Source organism: Acinetobacter sp. YH12227 (assembly GCF_013417785.1).
Lineage (GTDB): Bacteria > Pseudomonadota > Gammaproteobacteria > Pseudomonadales > Moraxellaceae > Acinetobacter > Acinetobacter gandensis.
This window is the reverse complement of sequence record NZ_VPDH01000014.1, coordinates 20,542-47,434: the sequence shown is the minus strand read 5'-3', so window position 1 is coordinate 47,434 and position 26,893 is coordinate 20,542. Positions and strand designations below refer to the sequence as shown.

11 protein-coding genes are annotated in these 26,893 nt (G+C 38.8%); all 11 read right to left on the bottom strand.

Annotated features, from left to right (window positions below; translation table 11 throughout):
* Window position 1 precedes the first annotated feature (1 nt).
* Window positions 2-7,228, bottom strand: a complete 7,227-nt coding sequence (locus FTV09_RS04835; protein ID WP_373687691.1) for an LPD1 domain-containing protein — start codon at window positions 7,226-7,228, stop codon at window positions 2-4.
* Between the two features lie 265 nt (window positions 7,229-7,493).
* Window positions 7,494-8,153, bottom strand: coding sequence for a hypothetical protein (locus tag FTV09_RS04830; RefSeq protein WP_005028677.1), 660 nt, complete (start codon window positions 8,151-8,153; stop codon window positions 7,494-7,496).
* Between the two features lie 83 nt (window positions 8,154-8,236).
* Window positions 8,237-15,523 (bottom strand): LPD1 domain-containing protein, encoded by a 7,287-nt coding sequence (locus FTV09_RS04825; protein WP_151532484.1) that lies wholly within the window; start codon window positions 15,521-15,523, stop codon window positions 8,237-8,239.
* A gap of 208 nt (window positions 15,524-15,731) precedes the next feature.
* A complete protein-coding gene (locus FTV09_RS04820; RefSeq protein ID WP_005028681.1) occupies window positions 15,732-16,973 on the bottom strand; it encodes a hypothetical protein in 1,242 nt (413 codons plus the stop codon).
* Window positions 16,974-16,985: 12 nt separating this feature from the next.
* Entirely contained in the window at window positions 16,986-18,176 is a 1,191-nt protein-coding gene (locus FTV09_RS04815; RefSeq protein ID WP_005028684.1) for a hypothetical protein, read from the bottom strand.
* A gap of 5 nt (window positions 18,177-18,181) precedes the next feature.
* The gene (locus FTV09_RS04810; protein ID WP_005028686.1) at window positions 18,182-19,018 is read right to left on the bottom strand and encodes a hypothetical protein; all 837 of its coding nucleotides are present in this window, start codon (window positions 19,016-19,018) and stop codon (window positions 18,182-18,184) included.
* 12 nt (window positions 19,019-19,030) lie between these two features.
* A complete protein-coding gene (locus tag FTV09_RS04805; RefSeq protein WP_005028689.1) occupies window positions 19,031-19,993 on the bottom strand; it encodes a hypothetical protein in 963 nt (320 codons plus the stop codon).
* Window positions 19,994-20,018: 25 nt separating this feature from the next.
* A complete protein-coding gene (locus FTV09_RS04800) occupies window positions 20,019-20,819 on the bottom strand; it encodes a hypothetical protein (RefSeq protein ID WP_024160804.1) in 801 nt (266 codons plus the stop codon).
* A 9-nt stretch (window positions 20,820-20,828) separates the two neighbouring features.
* Window positions 20,829-21,257 (bottom strand): hypothetical protein, encoded by a 429-nt coding sequence (locus FTV09_RS04795; protein WP_005028693.1) that lies wholly within the window; start codon window positions 21,255-21,257, stop codon window positions 20,829-20,831.
* A 68-nt stretch (window positions 21,258-21,325) separates the two neighbouring features.
* Window positions 21,326-22,219 carry a hypothetical protein gene (locus FTV09_RS04790; RefSeq protein ID WP_005028694.1) on the bottom strand — a complete coding sequence of 298 codons (894 nt, stop codon included), beginning with the start codon at window positions 22,217-22,219 and terminating at the stop codon, window positions 21,326-21,328.
* A 2-nt stretch (window positions 22,220-22,221) separates the two neighbouring features.
* Window positions 22,222-26,664 (bottom strand): hypothetical protein, encoded by a 4,443-nt coding sequence (locus FTV09_RS04785; RefSeq protein ID WP_005028696.1) that lies wholly within the window; start codon window positions 26,662-26,664, stop codon window positions 22,222-22,224.
* Window positions 26,665-26,893: the final 229 nt, after the last annotated feature.

Genomic DNA, 26,893 nt, shown 5'->3' with positions numbered 1-26,893 from the left:
CTCACATCTCAAGTCTTAATTGGTCAGCTTCATTTTCTTTTTCAATCGAAACTTCAGCAATAATTTTTTGGGTATTTTCGTTTTGCAGATCTTGATCAAATATTTCATTCACACAAGTTTCGACTAATTGTTCAGTCAAGTTTCTGCAGATCTCAAACTCTAAACCTTTAGGTTGTACGGTAGGGTAGCCGTCAATTAAAAATGAGTTTTTCATTTCATTTTCATTTGAAACTTTAGAGTACAAATAAGTCTCAAAATAACGGGCAAACATTTCGGTACTGGTCGCGTAATACGGCGTTGCACGATTTTCAGCACTGTCGATATTTAAACAATCCTTTTTATAACGCGATAGATTGTCACTAAAACGAATATCACCTACGTTAACTTCAACGTCTTGCGACTTATCAAAGAAGTTTTGCATTTGAGTATGAGGATTTTTAACTCCCTCAGGCATGTACTTCTCTACCAGGTTATAGAACTTGTATTTAGATGACTCTATCAAGTATTCAGATAGGTTTTGCGATAGTGTTTTTAAATCCACATTCGCTGCGTTCGCAACACCTGTAATTTTTTCTTCCAAACCGGTTGTAGGTAAATGATGTTCTGGCTGGCGCATATCATTAAGTTTTTGCTGATAGCGCTCAAACGACTTAAAGCTTATAGCATTAATGTCAGTGTTAATTTTAGAGACAATGACATCCACCTTGTCTTGAACTGTACCGAAGAAAGATAGGTTTGTATCAGCTTTATATTCACGCTCATACTTCTTCAAGTACTCTTCAATTTTCTCAAACTGACGGCGAATGAGATCTTCATAGTGCTTTTGGTGCCAGTCAAAGAAGCTGTTTAAGGTTTTGCGCGTAGAATTAGGATAATTCTCTTTATTCTTAATCACTTCATCATGCATTGAATCAGCAACAGTGTGGTACGCCTTGATTGCAGTCTCAGCATTCTCATGAAGTACTTGACCGTAATTTTTCATTGGCTGAACTGGCTCATTCATCATCGCACGATGTACCTTTTCAAAAGCACGACCGGACTCAGTAACAGGGGAGTATCCAACATCCAACATATTTGATAAGAAGTGTCGTGCACCTGGTATCTCAAAATTAGGAATGTCTTCATAATAGTCCTGAAGTACAGAACGATTCATTTGAGCGTGATTTTTATATACTTCCGCTTTTTCCAACATCCCTAAGTGTGCATCTAGCGCATGGCCATACTCATGAGCCAAACTTCCAGATCCGCTATCACGAGTTAAGTTAACCACGTTCTTAGACAGCTCAAAATGCGCTGCAGATCCTTTAATTCCGCGTGAAGCCAAAGCAACACCCAAGTTCAATAAACCATTGTTTGATTTAAAGCCCATGAGTTGTTTTAAGTCAGCCAATGAGTCATACACGGCATTAACCAACTGTTGAGCCACAGGACTAACTTTATTGCCTACTTCAACACCACGGATAGAAAAGTCATCTTTAAGCTTGAATGAATCCACATCGGCACCTTGGCGGTGATCAGGACCAGTACGAGAGTAATTTAACAATCCGTAAATGCTTGATTGGACTTTTTCAGTCACAAAACCATTTTCAAGTTTTTTCACTTCACTGGTAAATGACGGCAAACGTGGTGCTTTAGGTGTATTCACAGCTTCAGTCGTTGCTTCTATAACTGGTGCAACAGGATCTTTAACATAAATAGGCGCAGATTCAGCTTTAACTAAACCACTTTCAATCGCACTTTTCAGAACGTATGGTTCAAGCACAGTTGAATATAAGCCAGTACGTTGCATGTTGCTGATCGCATCGCTCACATCTTTAGTGACTTTCGACTTACCGTAAAAATCAAAGATCTTACCTGTTGATAGAATCTCACTGAGTTCTTTATCAATCGTTTTTTCGATGATTTTCTCAAGCTGAACACTGATACCGCCTGTATGTTCTGGCATAATGTAGTACTCATTCAAATTGCTAAGCAATTGGAAGTAGTTTTTGTAGTTGTTCTTGGTACCTTTACTATAAAGCCCGATATAGTCTTTACGTTGGCGATCAGTCATACCAAGACTTTCAGCAGATAAGCTTTTATTGTTTCTTACCGCATGAATCAACTCTTCTTGAGTATCTACCATCAAATTTCTGATGTTAGAAACAACAGCCACATACGCACGTAATTCTGTCGCACGTTGGCTATCAAGCATCAACGCATTTTTAGAGAATAACGGTTTAGTTGGGCAGTAGTCATACATTGCCTTTACGAATATTTTATCATCAATACCGAGTGGCGTATTGGTGTACCAAGCTTGGAATTCTTTATTTGCAACGATTTTTGCTTTTCGATAGTCCGTAGCTGTTTGATCGGCTGATGTCGCTGAAATATATTCCAATGAAATATATTCACCGTAGCGATCTTTATGTGCACCGCCAAACTTGGCACCTACATCACCTAAGTACGTAGCCGGGGAGTCACTTGGCTCTACCTTTACATCAACAGGCACATATTTGTCTTTTGGTACCAATTGATCGATAAACGTGAAGTCAGTAAACACACGGTTTTGAAGTTGTAAGACATCTTCAACTGAGCGCATACTTTTAACAGGAAAAACGCACAGAGACTTGTAATCACCGTGAATATCGGCTTTATCACCAAAAAGTTTAACCGATGCATATTCATTGTCGGTCGATGGCTTGATGGCCAAAAACAATTTGTGATTTTCAGTTTTGATATACGGCTTTATGTGTGCGGTTTGATCGTATAGAGCACCAAGCGTATTCGTAATCAAAGTTTGGAAATGCAAACTTGCTAACCGCTTATTCTCAAAGTCAGTTTTGTGTTTAATCTGAATTTCAGGCAAGTCAGATAGTGCTAATTGCTCTAAAGTGGTACCGAAATTAACCTTAGATTCGATAGCATTTAAGATTTCGTGACTATACTGGTCTACATCATCAAAACCAGTAATCAATTGATACTGAAAGTCATGAGACGGTATACGAAGAAGCACGGCAGTCAATTGAGGCTCATAGTCCGTATCAACCATAAACAATTGCGGTGTTTCATCTTGTTGAGATGATTTGTTTAGCAACTTGTATTGGTGAACTTTAGGGTTGGAACCTACAAAATGCTCAGCATAAGCCTGTTTAACCGTATCTTGTAAAGCTTTGACATGCTCAAGCATGACGGTATTGACTTCATTTAATGCGGTTAAGGATTTATATTTTTCTGCAAACGCCTCATTCACGGCGATCTGCTCTAACATAAATCTAGGCTGAATATCCTCAAGTTCTGGATTGCCTACACGCTTTAATACAACACTAAATTTAAGGTTATTAATGAATGGATCAGGTTCACCATTGATACCATTGCTAAAAAGTTCTTTAAGATCGCTTTTCTGCAGTTTAGAGCTCACCAAATCAAACGGATGAACTTCTTCAAATGCCTGAACATCAAAAACTTTGGTTAAGTTTTTAGGCATGATTGCTGTCTGGCCATCTACATGAGCGATAACATAGGTGTACGCTGGAGAGATGTTGCTCAGAAGCTCAGTGACTTCATTCGGTTTTTTCTCGTAGCTAAGATCCTCAAACTTTTCGTATGTTGCAGAATTAAGATTGCTGATGAAATCTAATTTAGAGTTGAAATTAGATGGATGATCAGAAATGTACTGGAACATCTTGTTTGGTAAAGACGTAAACACTTTATTGATTAAAGTTTGCTGACTGTCTTTAGCTTTGAAGAAGTTGAGATCTGACTCGTAATATTTTTCAAAAGTGAACTTAGCTGGAGGCATAAACGTCATGCTGTTGCGTGAAGTCGATAACTTAAACAAAGCATTCGCAGACGTTTTAACCGCATCTCTATCATTAAAGCCAGTAGCCTTATGCATATTGGCATCTAGGGAAACTGAATGCCCAATAAACGGCGCATTTTTGTCTTTATGATTGTAGAGGCGTATATACTGAAGATCATTCTTTTGAAACACGGTGATAAACATATCATGATCAGGGATCTTGATTGCGCCGTGGTGATCTTCATAGTGCTTTACAGCATTTTCTAGCTGAGTGTTAAAGTATTCAGATTCACTATTGAACTGTACGTTCTCTTCTTCAGCTGATAGCGAAAAATATTTAACGTTATTCTGAAAAGCTACATTAGGTTTGAGAAGATCCTTAATCACCTCAAATTCTTTTTGTACTTCAACATCAAATTTGCCAAAAACTGTACGCTGATTAATATCAATCAGGTTCAGATAGTTGAATAGCTGAATGTTGTTGTAGTTGTGGTTCGGTAGGGCAGTTTTGTTTAACTGGAGCTTACCATCTTCTAACTGCATGCTTTGGACTTGCTTTAAGTCATCTGCAGTCAGCTCTACACCAAAGACTTTCTTAGTTTCTTGTTTGAGCTCTTTATCTTCACCAGCAATCACTAAGGCAGCTATTTTTTGTGCCTTGTCATAATCGCCATCTTCTAGATATAGGGTTTTCTCAACAAAATACTTGGCAATGTTCGCATACGCTTGATTTGTTGCTTTGTAGCCATCGGTAGACAATGAAAAATGTTTGTTTTCATCAAATTCATTTGATTTAACGGTTTTAACTTTTAAATCGTCAATGTCACCCGTTGGTTTAATCTGAACATAGATTTCATCTGCAGCGAGATCCATATTCGAGACAAATAAGGTCGAATTTTTAGAATAAAACTGACGTTCGATACTCGACAACAGATCCTTTGCATCTTTGCGGTCTTCTTCCATGTCAGACTGCATATCTTCAGCAATCGACTTGATGTTTTCGCCACGTTCATCCTTTGTGATAAATGACCAGTCTTGTTGCGGATATTTGGCTGTTAATGCCTTTTGGAAGCTTTGAACCTCAACAAAGCGATTGAACTGACGGTCCAGACTAAACCCATCTGTATGTGATGAAGTTTTAGCAAAAATATCCTCAGGAACAGAATCAGATTTAGTCTTACGATTGAAGTTTTCACTTGCATTTGGCACCAATAAATTACGGAATAAAATCTCATTTACACCGTTCTTTAAGAATGACGCACTTTTAGTTTGTGATAGAGATTGTTTTAAAAATGCTTCATCAAAGTTTGATTCATCAAGAAGCCGAGTAAACTCTTCAAAATACGCTGAAGCTAATTTATCGTTATTAGCAAGATCAGCCGTGCACAGATCGCTTAACTCTAAACGCTGTGCATCTTGCTCTAGCGATAACGGCGCAGAAAAATCACCAGCAACAAAATCATTGATATTTTGCTCAACATAACTGTTCGTGCGTGACATCAACATATCAACTGCAGTTTCATTATTCACAAATTCCTGAAGCTCAGGCGTGTTAATTGAAACCAATTGATTGTCGAATTGCTTAGACAGTAATTTGAACAGATCCGCTTTGTGTTGATTGCTTTCTACTTCAGATTCAAAACCTACAAATTTGCCGTTTTCATCTTTAGCGTAGTAGAAGCTGTTTTTATTAAACAAAAAGGTATTTGTTGCAGACGTAATGCCAGATACCAAAGTTTCACTTTGCCATAAGACTTTTTTAACTTCATTGTACTGTTTTGAGATCTCAACATTGTGTGTGTCGATTTCGTCAGAGATCGCTTGAATATCATCTACGCTGAAGTTTTTTGTTTGTGTAGCTGAGCGCACGACATCTTGAATTTCAGCATATTTCTGATTTAGATAATCACTATATTGCTTCTCAATTTGTTGAGCTTGTTCAGTAGCCTTAGGAATGACATAGACATCCAAGATCTGTCTAATTTCAAGCATAGACGGCGCGAAATCACGCACCTTGTCATTGCCTCTTGCATCCAATAATTCTTCAGGAAACTTTAAGAGCTCTTTAAGTACGGCAACATCATCAATTTCTGGAGTAGGGAGGTCATTTGCAATGTTGAGTAGATCAGACTCAGTAATAGATGCCTTCTCAGTTGCCTCAAAATTAACATCAAGGTCATTCAAGATCTCGTTAACATTTGATTCATTGAGTTGTTCTTCTAGTTTACGCTGTTTGATTTCAGCAGATTGGTGATCATAGAGCGCATTAAACTTAGGAACGATGTTTACAGAGAATTCAGAGAACTCTTGGCTCAGATCGGCAAAGAAAACTTTACCTGTTGGCATCTGGCGTACCATTTGTTGTAAGACATCATGGCGAAGCATGGCAGCGTCATACACCATCTTATCTACAAGGCGTGTTTCAATACCTTGTTTAGACGCCATCCATGTGCCGTGTTCATCTTTATAAAAAGCTGGAATACCTTGTTTAGCTGATTCTAATAGCTTTGGATACGGCAATTGCTGTTGATTAAACACACGGTCTATCACAACAAGATCAGAAGCTAATTTTTGTACATAAGCATCAACATCTTTAAAGCTCATGTTAAACATTCTGTTGCCACGGCCATGCTCAATCAGCTGATTAAAAGTGGACTCGTATTCATGAGCAAAATGCACCAGGTTAATATTGTCATTTAACCCCAATGCTTCATACGGATCATGAGCAAAGATTTCAGGAATATGGCGCAAGTCATCAATAATCAGTAACGAACCATCTTTTTCGTAATTGACGGGTACTGCAAATGGAGACAACTTAATTTTGGCTAGATTATCTAGACTTTCGCCACTGGCCATCGCCGATTCTTCATCTAGATAGACTTTAGAGAAGATATTTTCATAGCCATAATCTTGAAGACGATTAAAAGGAATTTTTGAAGACTGAAATTGAGCCAAGTAGGATTTGTTCGATTCCTGAAGACTGGTTTTCAGCGTATCAAGGATATTAGATCCATTGTTTAGCTTACTGACATACACTTCAGGGAAAGCAGAAAGGCGTTCGGTCGCTGATGCGAAGTAACTTTTCCAGTTCGGAATGTTCTTCTTAAACGGTAGATTGGTGAGATAAATATCTTCTTGCTTAGTCGGTACTTTCATATCGTTGGTAAACGCTGGAAAGACCTTCTGAAGATCGTTTAGATCGATACCAGACTTTGCCGGGTTCTTATAGTAGTACGCATGAATACCATCATCATTTTGCACTTCATAAAAATGGGCATCCATTAACACTTGTTCAAATTGCTTAGAACTGTTTTGTTCAATAGATTTTTTGAATTGCTCAAATTCATTAACAACAAGCATCGCCGTTTTTGGGCGAAAATTGTTGGCTGGCGATACTACAAGACGCGCACCAAGACCAGTTAAATTAGGCCATTTAACTTCATTCACTTTATAGTCTCCTACTTGGTCACATAGCATGATCCAAGACTTTAAAACGACTCTTACGAGTACTTATATGTGCTTATATTAAACTAAAAAATTAACTTTGAGGGAGGGTTTAGGCGTTATTCTTTAAAATAGTATATACCGAGTAAATAGCACTGTTTAAATACCTATCATTTTTAATAAAACCATCTAAAACCGTGCACTATTCTTTCTTTTTTTATAAATAAAAATGCCACCGTATAGGTGACATCTTGCTTAAAGCTGATGGTTACATTTTAACAAATTCGTTTTTAGCGAGTTCGTCTGGTTGGGTGCCATCTTCTACACCTACAATAATTCCAGTACCACGAATAAAGTAGCCACTATTATTCGGATATTGGACCAAGGTAACATTATGCTCAAGGTTACTTTCTAAAAAGGTAGTGCCGTATCCCCAAAACTTATTTAATCCTTGCCATGGAGCATCCTTAATATAATTGTTTTGGGCATATTGAATGGTGTATTGACCAATTGGAAGAGATATATTGACAGTTTGCTTTTTGGGTACCTGAACAACGGCTCGTAACCTTTTAGTGGCCTTATCTCGAATGATAAACACAGTATCAACATTTTGAGATTCCATTGAAACAGGACCAAAATGTTGTGTGTTTTCCATACTGGAAACATTAATCACTTCTTTTTTAAATGGCATGGCTGCACTATTGGCTACCATTTTTTGATGTTCAGCATAGTCTTTTGCCATTTGTAGACCGTTTTCAGGTTCATTCGGTTGGCCTGGATTGGCTGACTCTACTGATTGAGCTTGTTTCGATATTGCCCGTGTAGCACTTTGAGCAAAGAGATCGACCAATCCGAAATGATTAGCCACAGATATAATTGCAACTGCTAGACCAAAACCAGCAAATTGCTTTGGAATTGCTATTGCCATAGTGCCCCCTGATTCCATTTATAAGATTTAAATAAAAAAAAGATGCCACCCACAGGGGATAGCATCCAAGATCTCAAAATTGCTTATAGTGCCAATTCAGGATCGCTATTCTTTTGTTTGCTTAATTCTGGATCTGCTTGTACTTCAATGTTGGTCATGAGCTTAGTCCAATATTCATCGTATTCAGCTTGTGACATCTCATTAATGACTTCATTCCATTTAACTAGGTTCTCATGTTGATCTGTACCCGGTTGGAAGAAGTGCATTGCATTTCTGACATACTGCTGATGATCAGCAAAACGCAGTTCAGCAATATTTTCCTGAATATAGTCCAGGCCTTTCACCGTAAATTCGCGAATCTCCTTCATGATTGCATCTTTTTCTATACCATGCGGTTGAGTTACAGAAGATGAACCACCTTCAGGACATGGGTAAACAAGCCAATCATTACGCAAGTTCATTTCTGCTAAGGTCACTTGTAAGTACTGCTCACCACTACGGGCAAACATTTCATGTGCGGTCGTCCAATACGGCTTCTTAGCACTTGTTAAGCCCTCTAATACCATCGCATTTTTGTAGAAATCAGTTTTTAGCTGAGATTGATTAGTTGATGTTAAGCGATCGTTCGTCTGTAAGCTTAAAGAAATTAACTTTAAGTGTTCATCTGACAATGGTTTAGGGCTGTTTTCTTTGATGAAGTCGAGTGCACATATCGCAAACTGACTACGCAACATTTGTCGATAATCACGGAATACAACTGATCTAAAGACTGTACTGTTCGCTGCACCAAGTACTTGCGCTGCAAAGACACGATCATGATCAATTTCAGAACGAGATTGCGAGATATATTTGTTGAGCTCAGTCCGTGGGATTGGATACTCATTTTCAGACAAGAACTTATGCAAGCCTTGGGCAACGTGCATATAACGTCTATGTTGTATGGCGTCCTTTTGGAAAAGTTCAGGATCTTCATGACGATTAGCGAAGTTAATCAATGAAGATAGTTCAGTATGCAACTTGCCACGTTCCGCAATAAACGTATTAATTTTCTCTTTTATGCTGTCTCTATCTGGCGTAAACAAATCAACAATGTCAGGTTGATCTACCAATGTTTTATCCAAAATCGTTTTGATGCTGGTTTCATAAAACTTGACTTGATTCTCAAGATTCGTGCGAAGTACTTCTATCGAGTCATCCTTTTTCATTGGCAAGTAATACATCGCTTGATTTACTTTGGCTGCAGCTTGCAACAAATCTTGGTTAATGTTGGCATACTTCTCAGACTTAATGTTATTCAATTCTGCAAAACGAGTTAGATAAGGCTGTACGTTTTCCATCATCATTTTTGGTTGATTGCGTGTCATCGCACTAAAAATGAGATGGTCATAGGCATGGAAAAATTCATGACCAAACGAGCCAAAACCTGAATTCTTGGTTAAGTTAATCACACGGTTAGATGGCTCGTAATGTGCCATCGCAGCGGAACGTCCACGCGAACCAAAAGCAACACCCAACATACCGTTAAAGCCAACAAATTTCGGATCTATATCAAGTGCCTTAGCAAGAGCGAAACAACCGTCATATGCGTTATTTAATGCGATTTGACGATCGCTCTGGTTCAAGTACTCGCCAAACTCTACGGCTTTAAATCCAAAGGTCGCTTGCAAGGTATGTGCTGTAACATCTTGGCCATTACGTGAAGCAATGTTTTCCGTCACAACCACATCACTGAGCTTGAATGCCTTACGCATAGTACGAGGCTTAGCATACTCTTTGAATAGGGCATCTAAGGTACTCGCCGTGTCATCTACAATGTTCGATACATTCTTTTCAGATAACGAGACTTCTTGAGTATCATCATTCTCTGCAGTTGCGTCTTTGGTTTTTTTAGCAGTTAACAGATCCATTACTTGTTCAGATAGACCAGCATCAGATCTGCTAAATAGCGTACTCGAATCTATAATGTTGCCACTTCTAAAAGTAACAGTCGCTTTTACTTTGTCTTGGAACGGTTTGGCATCAATCGCACTACGTATTTTTTTATAGATAGAGTAGGTGCCTTTAACTGGCGGTAACTCTTTCCGTAAATGATGAAGTGCTTCAGTGAGCGTTTTACGTGCTTCACTACTATCGGTTTTCGCCAATTCAGAACTAATAATCATGTCAGTGGCAGCATATTCAGCATAGCTTTCTACCAATGAAAATAATGACCGATCTAATGATTTAAACGCCGTGAACAGATCTTTGTCTTCATTCAAACGAACGTATAAATCACATGCATTAGGAATAAATTCACGAACTGTTTTTGCTTCCATTAAAGCATCACGCATACTTAAAACAGCGTCATAGTATCCAGCACCTACTTTTTTAAACTGTTCTTCAGTGGCATTTTCAAGCGGATAACGTGGCTGATCATTCGTCATCTTGCGTACAGCGTCAGTCAGCAAGTGAATGTAAATATCTCGACCAGCTTCTTTTGCTTGTAAAACCGATTCCTTTTTCCAAATTTTGTCACGCGTAATTAGGTTTTTGACTTGCAAAAGCGACATATCTTGAATCTGACTGAGCGATAAACGTGGACCATACAGATCCTTTTTCGCACCAGGCATTTTCATACCCGTATCTTCAATAAGTCCAACTTCAGAACGTGACTCAGTGGCTTTCGGTTTGGTTGTTTTTGGCTCTTTTGGTGCTTCAGCTTCAGGCTTACCCTCAGACTCAAACAGTGATGTTTGCTCTGGAGCAACTGGCTCAGTCGGCTCTACAACTTCTACCGTTGCTTCCTGTACTTCTGGTTCAGTAGGCTTTTGAACTTCAGGTTCAGTTACGATCGGTTCTTCAACCAATGGTTCTTGGGCAACTTCTACAACAGGTGCGCTTTGAACCATATGTTCAGGTTTATATACTTGATCGCGAGACTTAAATAATTCTGCTTTTTTGAATGATTTTGCAAAATCAGTAATTAAGAAGTTCTTAGAGTTCGGGTGCTTTGGCGTAGGAAGAATTTTATAGCCTTGATCAACAAATTGCTGATGTTCGGCATTATTCACAATGGCCAGTTTTAACGGAGATTGATCATCGGCAACTTTAATCGCGAGATCGAACCGGTCTTTAGATTCAAGTAGCTTTTCACCAAAGGTAAAATCAATTTTATTGACCAATGTTGAAATATTAACAGCCACAATCTCATTAAGGCCTTTAACATCAATATTTTCAAAACCGGGTGATAATGGCACCTTGATTGTCTGCAGTATGTTTTCACGTAACCCAAGATCATTTAATACTTGGTCCACAAGATGCGCTTTTATCCCGTTTAACTGGAAGTCTTTAAACAATCCACCACGCTCGTTGAATTTAGCAAACTGCTCAACATTATCAAAAACCCGTAATTGATCATGCTGTAAAACTGGTGTGTCTTTATCTATGACAGAAATCACTAAATCAGCACCGTCATTGGCCACAATAATTTTGGAGCCGTTTTCAAACGCTTGATCCATTTCTTTTTGATGGATGTAGTCGGTAAAGACGTTCATCAAATCAACATTGGTCATCACATCATTGCTTTTCACAAAATCGATTAGATCTTGTTTCGCCGTTGGATCGATGTATTGATTATCGGCATCACGCAAAGTTAATGCCTTGTAATCGTCCAACTCAGGGTTAAACAATACCTTTTCTTTAAGGTGTAGGTTTTCGATCGACTGGAAGATCTGATAGCGTTTTTCTAATGAGTCGATCAAGTACTGCATTTGCTCTTGCGTACTTAAAACTGAATCATTGCTAAGCGTCAAAGCTTTAAACAGCGCCTTATCGTCTGCAGCTAAGTCATTCAGACTTGATTTAACGATTAAGCGATCGGTAGACGGAATCTGTTCACCGCTGAAATATAAGTTAATCGCACCGTGCTTTTGTTCATCAGCTGGTGAAACCGTGAGATAAAAATTTATCTCAGGAAACTCAAACTCTTTGATACGTTCTGGATTGGTGATAATGCTTAAAAGAGATCCCGTTTTTGTCTCGAGAGATTTATTTTTTAGTGCCGTCCATTCTTCAATAGAACGATTTTCAAATGACTGCAGTAGGGCAGAATTGATTAAATCACGGTTGAGGTTAAATCCATTCTTGAGTGAGTCTGGAGTCGATTGTAATGCTTCAAGCACAAGCCCATGTTTAAAGAGATTGCCAAAGTCATTTTCACTGTTAACATCGGTCTTTTCAAGTGGCAAGAAACTTGATGCATGCTCATAGACATTCTTAACTTCAATATCAAGCTTTAAGCCTTTTTCATATTTCGGTACCGCTTCCTTGGTCAAAATACGATTAAGAATTACATTCTTAAGGTCATCATAGGTCAGCTTGTTTTTGCTGATCGGATTAGAGCTCAGGATATGTTCAAACGAAGAAGCACCATTAATCATAATGGTTTTTTGCTTTTGTAATGAACTAACCTTTTGACCTAGATCCATCGGCAGTAAGCGAATGAAGTTCTGATCAGATGCTATCGTACTGCTATACACCGCCAAAGAACGTGCGCTAACTTCAGGCTCAACCATCAAAGCGTTACCTTCAGCTAGGTAGGTTTTTACCGCTTCTTCAGTCAACGTGACGACATTTTCAATTTTCGAGTCTTTTGGCGCCGTGACTTCATTGTAGGTCGGTGTTAGATAACCTAGTGCCATCAAAATATGCTTGTGCTCATTATTAATAATGGCAGTAACCGCTTCAGATTTAGACTCTTCACCCACGGCATTTTGATAAAAGTCTTGTAGATAGCGCTTATACGCCATACTTACCGCGACCTTTTTATTTAAGGCAAAAAGCTGTTCTTGTGTATTTGAGTTGAAGTGGTCTTTATGTATCACCTTAGGCAGATAGTTTTGAAAGCTGTCTACCACATAGATTTCATCTTTTTCGAGTGTTTCTTTTAAAGACAAAACTTCATTGGTCGCAGCAAAAACAATCGCGTTGGCCAGTGCATTACCAGGATTCGTGCGTACACGTAATTCCTCATTTATCGCATGATTGAGTTGCGACCTAATATCAGGTAATCGGTTAAGGATAGGGGAGTCAGGATTGTTGCCAATATTGCTACTCAGCTCAGAAAGCACATGAGCCACATCGATACGCTTATTAAAACCCTTGTAGTTACCGTCCTGTTCTAACAGGTTATAGAATCGCTCTAAGCTTTCATCCGATAAATATTGTGATGCAATGCTATGGGCATCACCATCACCAAGCGCCGTAAATTGGCTATTAATACTATGCAGTTGTTGAAGAATACGAGGCATTTGCTGATGAAATGAAAAGTAGTTTTTACCTACATTTTCAGCACTGGTCGCAATCATGTCCTCAATACTGTTATCCAGCACTGATACAGCATTCGAGAACACCATATCGTTAAAATCTGGCATTGCAGATTCTTGAGATGGTGAATATCCCAAAATAGAATATTCAAACTTTTCGACTGCAGATAACTCTTGATCTTGTTCATCATAATAATGAACCACATCAAACTGGTTAACAGCTTCATTCCAAAGCCCGTTAGGTTCTTCACCTAGATCAACGTTGAAATGATAAATGTCAATGTCATTTGAGGTGTGAGTAGCTTCAAACTCGTTCGCCTCATCCAATAGACGTTGCATTTCATCTTGCAATTCATCATCGGTGACAACGCTTTGTAGGAAGTTATCCAGATCCGTGCCGTATTCTTCACGGTCTATCACTGAATCAAAAAAACTATCATAAAGATTGTTCAGACGCGTAGAAGCAATGTTTAACTGACTTAATGCCAATTCCATTTCATAAGCTTGATCGTCATAGGCTTGCTGATCCAAAACATACGCATTTTCAGTAGCAACAGCGACTTGAATCGCAACCGCTTTTTCAATACGCTCACTGATGGTATGTGTTGCTTTCGCTTCAACAATCGCTTGACGTTCTTCTTTGAGCTTTGCAATTTTTTGTAGGTATTCTTGCTTAATTTTTCGCATTAAAGCGAGTTTAGTCAAAGAGTCCTTAATGACTGGTTCTGGAATGTTCGGCTTAAACTTGGTGTGTCTAAAAAAGTGATCAATTCGATTGAACAAACGTTTTACTGGAACCTTAGGTTCAGGCGGTATGGTTTGCTTAATTTGATTGAGATCCAAGCTTTCTAAACTTGTACCGATGTCATCCAAACTTTCATAAATTAATTCACGATCAAAACTGCTATCACCAATTGAGTAGGGATCAAATGTTCTTAAATTATTAATATTATTTTGAACGCTTTGGATCAGGTCCTTAATCTTATCGGCAAGGTCGAATTCTTCTACATCTAAAGTTTGGTTGTTGTATTCCCAAACTTTCCAATCATTGTCCACCAGCTGTAACGCAGTTGTTTCTATACCAAATGGTGCCAATGCTGACGGGATGCTGTTTTCTTCGTATGAATACAAACAGTCATTGATTTTCGTGACTAAGGTTTGAAGCTTGATCAATCCTTGGTGATTAACGGCATGATCATCCGATCTAAGCGCATTCACAATTGGATCAATGCTCGTATTCAGCCCCTTATTCAGCTCTCGAATATCAATAAATTGCTTCGGTAAGCTGTTATACGCTGGCCATGCTGGATGTGAAGATATTTTATAATTGGTCAGCTCAGGAATTTGCGTAATATCTTTTAGGGCAAGTACTTCACCGCCTGAATTAACCGAAATCACTAGCTGTTTGCTTAGTTCAATAGGCTCTATCGTATCTTCTATGAGTCCAGCATTTAGCGCTGCTTCTTTATCAACATAATAACGAGTCAGTGTTTTATCTGCTTGGTACCCGTAATTGTCTAAATCAGCCAACGGCAATGGATCTACGGACTGCAGTAATGTCGGTAGCTTATTCCAGCCTAAATCTGCTTTATTGAATTGTTTAACCGCACCCATAATGGTTGTATTTGGGGCAAACGGTTTTTGCTGTTTTGCTTGGTAAAGCACAACGGACTTTTGATTATTGAGTTCAAATAGGGATTGCCACTGGTTTTTTTCAGCACTACTCATTGGGTTTTGCAGATATATATCTGACATATCCATTTCAATGAGGTCATTTTTAGAGTCGTAAGGAAAAACAGATTTTATGTCAGCAAGAGAGAGACTATCTTGCGAACTCTTATACATAAAACTAAGGTCGTTATTTTGCTCATTGGTGATATAAACAAACTTTCCAGTCTTTTTTAAACCTGTTAAGAAGCTGTTTAAGGATGTGTTCAACTTTTTCTCTAAAAGCTCAACATCTTTAATCTTAATAATGGCTGCTTGGTTTCTTAAATCAGTTTTAGGGGTTACTACAAGTTGAGCGCCAAAGCTACTCAGATCCAACCATTTCTTTTTAGTTGACATATAAACTCCATGGCAATATGTATAAGCATCTTTTAATTAAAATATCAAAGCACCATCGGTTACTTTTGAACGGTATATACTAAAGATTATAAGAGAATTTATATAAAGAAACTATCTAAAAGGGTTTTAAACAAAGAAAGGGATGGCTTAAAACCATCCCTTTTTTTTAAGTTTTTTTCATTATCAGCCTGATAATGAAAAAATCAGGCTATTTACTTGCCATTGCTTGTGAAAGTGCAATCCTACGAATGTTACCCGTAGACTTAGAACGATCAGTCACTTCAATTGAGCCGTCAGTTAATTTGCTTTCAGCAGAAACTAGCGCAGCCAATACCGCTTCTTTACGTTCATTTGACTTGTATTGTTGATATTGCAAGTTCAAGCGTTCAGTACTTTGAATTAAACCATCGACCATCAAACCACGTTCATCTTTAATCGCTTGTGATTTAGCAAAGTCTTTGTAATCTTGCCCTGAACCTAAATAACGAGAGACACTTTTTTCCAAGTGTTGCATCGGTGCAAGTTTGGTACTTGAATCATGACTATTGGTACCACCACCAGCAACAGGGGAGTATTGCGCTTGAATTGCTTTCAAAGAGGTAATTGCTGGAGAAGTTAAAGCATCTTTCGCCAGTTTAGCCATCACATAATCTTGACCAGCAGATGTTTTCGCAATTCTACCGTCAATTGGAGCATCAGGTAGACCAACCATGTTGTTGATCAATGCATTTTGAGCACGAGCCATCGCCGTGTCTGGCGCTGCAGTCGTGAATAAAGTTGAAGCTTGTAAACTTAGACCAGCATTTTCACCAGCAGCACCACATAGTCCAGACGCAGCCTGAGAAGTGGTACAAAACTCATTATGAGCTTGTAACATAGCTTCTTGTGCTTTGTGAGGGTTCATGTAGACACCAGGCGCAGCAACCACTTCAGAGCCAACTTTATTTAAAATTGAACTATCAGCAGATTTATTGTCTTGTTGAGCTTGTTCACGATCGCCTAAAACTTCACACGCTTTAAATGCTTGGCCATGTGCACCAAACTCAAATTGAGCTTTTTTCATTTGCTCACTTTGTTTAACAGCTTGGTACGCCGTTACAAGACTTTGTGCGTTTTTATGTGCGTTATCTGAAATACCTTGAGCAGATACAGCCTCTTGTTTCGTCAGGATCTTAATCGCTGCCGTCACATCATCTTGTTGCTTTTTAATGCCCAAAGATAAGTTTGTGTCCAACGCACGTAACGCAGCGCTTTCCACCGCATCAGCCTGTTGAATAAGCATATTCAAGGTATTTACTGCCATCGGGTTGCCCACGGAAGCACAGTAATAAGCAGATGCAGAACCGCTAATAATGGCGAGGGTTAAACCGAGTGCACTAATTTTTGAACGAGAGCCGTGCGCTTGTGGCGCTTTCATAACTTTACGTGATGTTCTTTTCGGAGTACGCATTATTTAGTCTCCTTAAAATTGAGGCATAGTTTGTGAAAGCTTAACTTTCACTGACTGGCCGTATTTCGTTTTCACATCATCTTTTATCGGCTGAGATTTCGCTAAAAGTAATGCAGACAATAAACCTTCTTCACGCAAACTTTGCTTGTAAGTTTGAAGATCTAAATAAACAGAAACGCCGTTAATGATATTGGCTTCTTTAAGTAGACCGCGTGGATCTTGCATCGCCATCGCCATTTGCCATTTTTTAGCTTCAGGACCACCGTAGTAACGTGCGATTGTTTGGTCGATCAAATCGTTGGCAGACACCATTTTGCCGTCAATATCTTTGAATGATTTTGTATTTTGCGCGTCAATAACCGCCAAGCTATACGCTGGCATAGCAAGTAAAGCTGTTTTTTGGTTGGTTGCTTGCAAATAATCTCGACCAGCTGGAGTACGTGCCGTTGCATTAGACAATGATTTATCTGGTGTACCTAAAATGTTTTCACGCACGTAATGTCTTGCAAGAGCTTCTTTTGAGCCAGGTGCAACAGACTTAAACAGTAGGGAAGCATTGGTATCGCCACCCGGTAATTTAGACAACGTACATTGACCAGCTTGTGCTTCAGCAACCGTACAGAATTCAGCTTTATGCACGTTTAGGCGTTGATTAATCACTTCCTGTTGAGAGCCAACTAATTTACCGCCGACTTGAGAAGTTTGAGTCGCCATATCAGCTGCTTGATCAATCACTTGACCAGATGCACTCGACATATTTGTATTTTCAGCCAAAACCTCACAAGACTTAAAGCCTTGACCAGTATTGGCGCCATAAGCAAATTGTGCTTTTTTCATGGTATCTGACTGTAAAAGCGCTTGAATACCAGAGGCAATAGTTTGGGTGTTTTTAGTTGTCGCATCGGTAATTTGGTTAGCAGCTTGCGCCTTTTGCTTCACCGCAACTTTAAGCGCTGCAACGATGTTTTCAGTCGAATCATCTAACTTTCTACGGGTACTTTGAGATACTTGTTGAATATCATTTGCTTGGTTGCTTGCATGCTTAGGAATCTGAGAAGACATCTCGCTCATAATCGTACCCAAACCAACCGTAGCCCATTCAGCAAAAACAGGACTACTAATCACCAAAGTTGCACCTAAAATGACAGGTACAAACTTTGATTTTCCTTTAGGCTGTCTTAAAGTATTTTTACGCTTTCTCATAGTCATTACTCAAAGAATTTGGCTGAAGCATTGGAGTTTGGTGTAGTGCGTTGCATCACATTATTAGCCACCGAATAGTTAGCCAGTGATGAAAGAGTACTTCCAGCCATGTATTTATTTTGAAAATCAACGCAAGTTGATGAAGAGCATTCCATCAATCCGACTGGAACAACGTTGTTAGATGCAATTGACGAGTAGTTCAATGCAACAGTCGCTTGCTGTTCAGAAAGTCGAGAACGAGAAAAAACAAAAGCAGTATCAATGTCGCCATACTGCAGACCATTTGGAATCAAATTACAGACACCCATTTTTGCTTCTTCTACGCCACACGAGGTCGCCAAGTGAAACGCATATGGTGAGGTTGCTTCATCTGTTGAATTTGAGAAAAGTTTCCCTGAAACATCTTGCATGTATTTAGAAACGTTAAAGTCTTTTAAGTTTCTATTGAGATCGGTTTGTTCACGTTCTTCAAGAGCCGTACAAAAAGCTGAATCAGGGAGGGCAGCATTCGTACCAGAATTTAAAATCGCTTTTTTGATCTCAATATTTTTATCGACACTTTGAATACCAGCAACGATCATTTCTGAATCACGCGTTTGGTTATCAACAATTTGATTTGCACTGACCGCTGTTTGTTGAGTAGATACACGCACAGCAGAACGTACCATCAATTGCTGAGCTTGTATTGCAAGCTCAGAAAGGATAGTGCCAAGACTAAAAGCATTGGTAAAAAGTGGTACGGATAATAGACCAACCGTTAAAGTACCCACCGCAATTGCTTTAACAGGTGAAAACTGATTAACAGTAATTCTTCTTTTACGCAGATTATTTCTATTTTTCATACCACCCCCAACTTAAGAGAAAAAGTCTTTAATTGATTGGGTGACAGAAGTAGATTCTGAACTTGAAGTTTTTGCGTTAGACGGTGTGCTAGTACTGGCTTTTTGATCAGTTGAATAAGAAACTGGACTAGTCGAGCTACTACCATTGATTGTATAAGTATCTCCACCCTCAAAAGCACCGCTAGGCATAACTAGACCAGGATCAAGTTTACCAAGTTGACCATTCACAGCAGTACCAAGCGCACCCGATACATCAGTATATTGACCAGCTTTGTTGATTTCACCTATAACATCATTCAATGGGCCAACAAGTTCAGTACTTGCAGTTTTCATTGCGTCACACGCTTTTTTAGTCGCGTAATCGACAACCATTTGTTGCGCTGCATTGATGATTGTATCAAGTGATGGAATAGTCACAGAAAGGTCAATGATTTTACCGATGTCAGCAAAACAGCCACCTTGACTAGCTGGACTGAACATTTTGTTAATATCGATTGGACGACCCCAAACCGTCATTTGTAGATCTAAGTTGTCTTTAACGACTTTACCGATCCCATCAGTTGCACATGATTCAATATTGGTTTGAATGTTTTGAGCAGCTGCTTGTTCACCTTTTTTAACCGCCATGAAGTTGTTTTCAGCAGCAGTAGAGTTGAATGACGAATTAGAACTGGTAGACGAATAATATCCGCTATTTGAATTCGACAAAGGCGTATCACCACCAGAGCTACTTGCAATGGTCGATGATGTTGCGATGTTTAAGTTACCCATGTTTTGAGTATTACTGGTAACAGAAGCAACGGAACTTTGTTGAACTGCAATAGCACTTGAACACCCAATAACGGTAGCAACAAAAATGCTTAAAGCACTTTTAGTTTTAAAAGCTGGCTTAACATTTTGTAGATTAGGGTTAGTCCTTAAAGTCTTGCCCCGAACTTGTTGTAGCCTTTTAGCTTTCTTGTGATTGTTACGCATATCTAGCCCTTTAAAAGAGTTATGATTAATGTTTTTTAGAAGCAAGTTCGCAAAGCACTACAACATCTTTTACTACAGCTTCACTACTTAAATATAAGGTAGCTATAAGGTGTTTTAACTCATATATCCTTTTAGCGAACTTATATATAGAATCATAATACCATTCTTCACCATATTGTAGTATATACTTCTCATTGGTTAAACATAGTTTTATGAATTCTTTTAAAATAGGACGCTTAAAAATAATAGCTGTCGTAATATATATAAACTGAGTACTAACCAAACACATTAAAGTATTAATTAGCTCTACTTCCTCTTTTAAGCATTCCTGTAAAACCGATGGCTTTAGGGTTTTAGAAAAACCTTCCTCAGTCACAATATCTTTTAAAAAACCTGAATCCGAGTACTTATTTTTCAGAAAATTACTTAATTCATGCACGTTCTTTAAGTAAATATTGATCTGATCTTTAGACGCAGTTTTGAAATGTTCCTCTACACGTTTTGGATCGTTTAACGTGATGTCGAGCATTTCAGATTCATTGTTTTTTTGATTTAAAAGCACAAAAGCGGTGAAGCTGGTAACTTTGCGTGTTTCGCCAAGATAGCCACTACTGCAAGCATTCAAAAAAACAAGGCAATGCTGTTCAGTAAGATACAAGCCGTATTCTTTTGGTGTACCTGGTTCAAAGAAATTGAGTGAACGCTTATCAAAATGAAAAGTGTTCTCTAAGGTCTGACAAAAGTAGTTAATTGAGTGTACAAAAGCTTCTGGTACAAAGGTTGTAGGCTCTTGAGACAATGCTATGTTTTGGCTTTCTATGCTCATTCCCACGATTTAGTCCTCTTTGAGAGGTAGGGCGTAATAGCCCATTTGACTTAAAACACGTAAAGGAATATCAAAGTTAAGACTTTGCGTTAGACCAGATTTAGGGTTAAAGGTTTTAGCTGAAGCTATAAACAAAGTTTGCTCATTAATAAACACTTGAATGCTATTCGTGACTTTTTGTTCATCAAGTATGACGCCACATACAATATCTAATTTCACATCAAACGTATAAGCATCCATTTGAACGTCTATTGATTCCCAATCGATCGTCATGAACAAGTTTTGGTTTTCAAATTCCAAATTACCTTCTTCAAGAGCTTTATGGATTAATCCCTTTTCTAATAATTCCAAGTAAAACGCATGTAAAGGCGTTGCATCTGCAAAACCATGAGGATTAAACGGCGTTCTTGTCGGTTCAGTGATTTTAGTTTGAATCATGTTTAACTCCATTAAAGGGTATTTAGATTCTATCTTAAAACACCCTAAATGTTTTTATTTAAAATTAATTAAAACCCATTGCTATAAGTTGAAGCGCTTTCTTTAGTTTTAACGTTTTCAAGATTGCTTTGCGTAATAGTATCTTTGTAATGCTGACTAAACGTATTTTTACCCGTTTCGTTTATGTTCTTAAGCTCATTTTTAATGACCTTAAGATAGTCTTGATATTTTGGTGACTGTTCTACATAAACTTCGGTCGCTGCAATTGAGAACATGTTCTTATCATTGGTTGCGATCGGAAATAGGGCAGTATAGGAAGCATCTTGCTTGAGCTGGTCTACAGTTGTTTGTTGCTCAATGATCTTCGCCTGATAGTCCAACAATGTTTTATTGATGTTTTCATGACTATGGATAACGAAATTCAACTGTCTGTCATTCGGACGTTCAAGGGTAAACGGCTGATCGATACCAGAAAGCTTATTACAGATCTCCATATTGTATCGGTAGGCTTCAAACGAGTCTGAAAAGTGATTAAAGTCTTTTCGGAGAGCATTATTGTTTTCTAAGTCTTGCTGAAAGTCTTGAAAGCATTGCAATACATATTCATCTTCATTTTTTTCAACGAATAATTGAGCGATGTTGGAGCACTGGTGCCGTTCGCAGAGATCCGCAAGCTTTTGAATGCTTTTAACCTCATTTTTCTTTTCTAAGATATTGCGTAAATGTAGCTGAGTTGCCCGATACTCTTGCATCAACATATTGTGATGCTCGACAAATAGCTCATAATCGCTTTTAAGGTACGGACTGGCACCTTCAATCTCACGCTCTACCTTTTCATGCTTAGAGTTGATTTGAACACGCTCACGCGTGGTATTCACTGTATTTTGACCAAAACCACCTAAGATTTTATCAAAAGTAATCATCGCATCGATGTCGCCAGTTACGTTTTTATAGAGATCCATGATTAACGCCCCAATGTTTGATCATTGTCATGATCGTTTCTACGTGCGACTTCTAAATCTATATGCTTATCAAGGTCACTCAAAAATTGAGATGTCGTATTTTTCTCAAGCTTTACTTGGTCTAAGTAGTTTTTAGTATTGAGATTCAAACCATCTTGGAGCGCTTCTAAGCGTAGGCCAGTTTTATCAAAATCAGCTTCAAGGATCTGATTCACTTCTTTGATTTTTTCCATGTCTTGCTGTTCTAGACGGTGTAACTTCACATCCTCATGAATCGCAGCGATATAGTGATCGGTTAAGATCTCTTGCTTTAAGTGCTGAAGCGCAATTTCCACGTTTCCTGTTTCGGCAATCACGGCGTTGAAGCTGTCAAAGATTTGACCTGTTTCAGCCGAGTTTCTAAATTCAACAATACGAGGCTCAACACTATTAAGGTTTACAAACTTGGCATCACCATACGCAGTAGGTAGTACTAGATGATCATCCATACATTCAAAAAGTTGCTTATATTCAGCATTCATAAGATTTGATGCTGCTTGAAGCTTTAAATCTTGTTGTAACGTGTCTAGGCGTTGGTTGAGATGTAGAAAGCTTTGAACATACATCTCGTTTTGAGAGTTTTCAGGCGCAACAACGGTTGAGGCCATACCTTTAACAACATTTTTCAGTTGCGTATTTTGAATCTGATCAGCAATTTGATTAAGCGCGTTAATGTGATCGGCTTTCACAAGGTTATTGTTTTTCAGTTGTTCAATAAATTGATTTTGTTCAATCACTTTTTCACTTTCCTTTTCGCTGAATAACGAATCTTTAATTTGTTGTTTCACCTGGTCCAAGTTAGAGAAGAGGTGAAGTACTTCTTGTTCATTGCTGTTATTGACTGCATTTAGCAATGTAACAAACACATCATGGCTGATTAGTTGTTGCTGATTATTTTCCGCATTCTGAAATTCAGCAATTTGACTACGGCTAATGACTTCAACACCAACATCATTGATATAGCTTGCGCCAATCGGGGAGAGTTGATTATCTGGAGCTTTTACGGCGTAGTACTCGCCTGATTTGCCATCATCTTTGGCGCATAGACCAATATATGTATTGCCATCTTGCGTAATGATTTTTGAACCGATGCTATTGAGTGCTGCAGAGGGTTGTAACGTACTCAAAGTTTGAATCAATTCTTTTTCGCGATTTTGATGAATTGCATTACTTACTGCCTGGTAAACTTCAGGATCTAAATAAGTCACCTGATTGGCAGATTCTTCATTGAGCGCCGTGACAGTATTCCACTCTAAAATATCTTTACGCGGTATCGTTGTAATACCGGCATTAATAATATCTTCCGTGGTAATTTGACGATCAAGGTTAGTAATGGCCACGGCGTTGTATTCGGGTGCAATTGATTTATGACCTTCCGAATCTGAAGTCAGTACCACGAATTGACCGTAATCCGTTTTCACCATGGCACCTACAACACTGAGCTTGCCTTCCAAAATCATTTTTGAAAGTTCAAGTTCACGTTCGGCAGATCTGGCATAAGTATTAGTCTGTTCTGCAGTATTGTTGATGGTATCGGCTTTGAGCTTGTCTAAATATTCACTTGAAAATTTACCAAGCGCATTTAACTCGTCTATCGGCTCGACAGACTCCAGCTCATACAGTGGAACGGTAGAGGATTCATTCACGATGTCTTTAAGATAAAGCACATCTTGTTCAGTGATATTTTCGAGATCTTCAATCACCGAAAGAGGCACAACGATCGCACGTTTATCCAGATTATCGGAAGCTATATCCAAAACAACCATATTGGTTTGGGTTGTTTCATCTTCATAAACCATACCGACAAACTGTTCAATTTCAGCATAAGAAACATTGTTGTGACGGTCTTTAAAGAATGCTTCTAAGTCAGAATCATGATCAACATAAATACTGTCATAAGGGTTCATTGGTTTACCGTCATTGTTTTGGTCTTGGCTTTGCGGTGCTGATTGAGTTGCCGACTGTTCTGCAGTATTGCCTTTAAACTTACCCAAAAGGTTTGAAAGTTTAGATTTGACTTTCTTTACTTGATCCGAAATTATTTGACCTGATTGATAGGCACGTTGAATAAACTGATCTTTGTATGAAGCTTTGGCTTCTTCAGTCATTTGTTCTGGATCTTGCCCTAATGGATATTCGGCACCAAGGAACATACGTGCTTGTTCTAAGTACTGAGAACAAATGGGTTCAAAAAAGCGACCTTCAAACTCATGGATCTTTTCAGACTTAATGCCTTCATGCAGTTCTTCAATTGAGAGAAACGTTACTTTGTCTTCAATCGCTTCTAAATAGAACGGCGTAATCGGGGTAGGTGCATCGCTACCTTCCACTTGAGGCGGTAAATCTGCTTCTTTAACTAGTTTGATAAATGGGGTAGAGGATTCAACACCTTCGACAGAATCCTTACCGACTACATCAATCACGATGTATTGTTCACCGTCAATGGCATAGACTTTACCGACATTTAGATCGAATTCTTCTAAGGTAACGCCGTCACGGTCTTTATTCAGTTGAGTGGTATATGGATCGTTTAAAAGAGGCAACATTTGCTCTTTAGAGATCGGTTTTAAAATATCGGCATTCTTACCAAGTTCAGTCAATTTTGATTTATCGGCTGTATTGGCAAGCTGTTCGGGTTGTTGTGCGTCTGGATGGTTACTTTTAACGGTAACATCAGGATTGATTGGTTTATCCCAAATGTTTTTCAGGTTATCAAGGCTTTTGTTCTTGTTGAACATGGCCATAATCGCTGCAATGATCAACTTGATTGTTTTCTTAACCAGTTCAATCATGACTGCAATCATTTTTGCACTGAGCGCAGCGAGTTCATCAGCGACCGTTCGTGGATGGCCGTGGCTATTTTCACGCGCTAAAGGAGGACGTTCGTTACCTTCCTCATTTCGCATATCCTTAAAGCTTTTAGAGGCAACGCTACTTGCAGCCAAACTTGCTTTGTCTTGTGGACCACCAGCAATGTTTAATGTGCTCTTTGGTGTACCTTTTGGTGCATTCGGATCAGCTGATTCAACATCTTCCTTTACTGTCTCTTTAGTCTTCTGATTTTCTTTATGTTCTTTCAAAAGTAGAGCAGCTTGTAACTGGTCGCTATGTTCACGGGTTTCTAATAACTGAATTACTTCCTTGGTTAACGTGTCCGTATTGAATTCAAGATAGTGAATCTCAAGTTGTTCAAGTCGAGCAGCTGTATGGTCGCTATTCACACGCCATTGATCCATGACGATAGATTTTGGCACTAAGCCAAGTTCTTCAGCTTCAATCCCACGAATTAAGCAAAAGTCACGCACTTGGCGCATCAATGCGTTAATTTGGTTTTTATCGGTTAATTCACCTGAAAAATAGGTATTCGGTGCACCCGTAACTTCGTTGTAGATCTGCTGTTTTGCTTCACGCACGACTTGGTTTTGGTTAATCAGGCCTTCAATCGCGAATTGACGATTACTCAGGAAGTTGAGGGCATTTTCTTTAGTTGCACCCTTCAGGCTTAAACCATAGTAGGGCTGAGTGATAAAAGATTTTGTCTCAAAGTTAAAGAGGGTTTTTTCAGCCACTTGAACGGCTTCAAATGGATTCTCTTCTTTGGAAAGGAGGAAATCAGGATCATTGTCTGATAGGTATAATTTAGAGTCTGCAGTTGTATAAACACGGTCTTCAACTGGCAATGAACTGTTATTTTCAGCAATATTGCCTAATCCTTGGTCCAGTGCGTTTTTAGTCTGGATTTTATTCAGAGCCGCAATAAACTTAAGATCATCATCATTCTGCAGATCAAGCCCGATGTCTGCAAAGAATTCTAATTGACTGGCTGGCTCTCTTTGCTCAAGTGCATCAAATACTTTACCAATCAGAACAGGATCAAGTTCAGCTAAATCATTGACAGTGACAGCGGAAAGATCAAACGTGTTTTCAGGAATGATGGACCGTTCATTCTCGTAATTCGGGTAACTACTACGCTCATAATCACCTTCGTCAAAAAACATCGGTTCATCATCGTTCAACCGAGTATCTTCAAGAGGGGGAGCGTAATCATAATCTGGGTGCCCAGGAGGTACAGAGTTACCGCCCATAGGCTGATCATATTGTTCATACTGATCATACTGATCATACTGATTATTTTGATACCCATCATCTTGCATGACTGGCGGTTCTTCCATTAATGGAGGTTCAGATAGGGGATCATTGGGATATGGTTCAGACTGGTATTGTTGCGATTGATCTTGTGCAACATTGTTTTGTTGTGGCGTAGGCTGGATGGATTGAAATTCCACGCCGTCCAAACTTAAATCATCCCACTGTTCCAGGCCCTCATTGAAAGTTAATGATTGGCCGTCTTGCAGTTGATCAAGTGTTTGCTCGTCAAAATTATCTTGTTTAGGGCTTTGGTCCATATTTGATCCTTATGACAGGTGGCCTTCCTGGTTTTAAGAGTCCTTTTTAGAATCTGTATCAACATTCCAAATAAAGTCTTCTTTAAAGTCAGAATTAAAACCAGTTGTGATGTCTAATTCACTGTCAAAATCCACTAAATCTGAGTTATTAGAAGATTCCTCTAAGGGATTAGAGTTGCACATAAAATACCTGTATTTGTTTTTTAAAACGTCAATGTGATCGTCACGG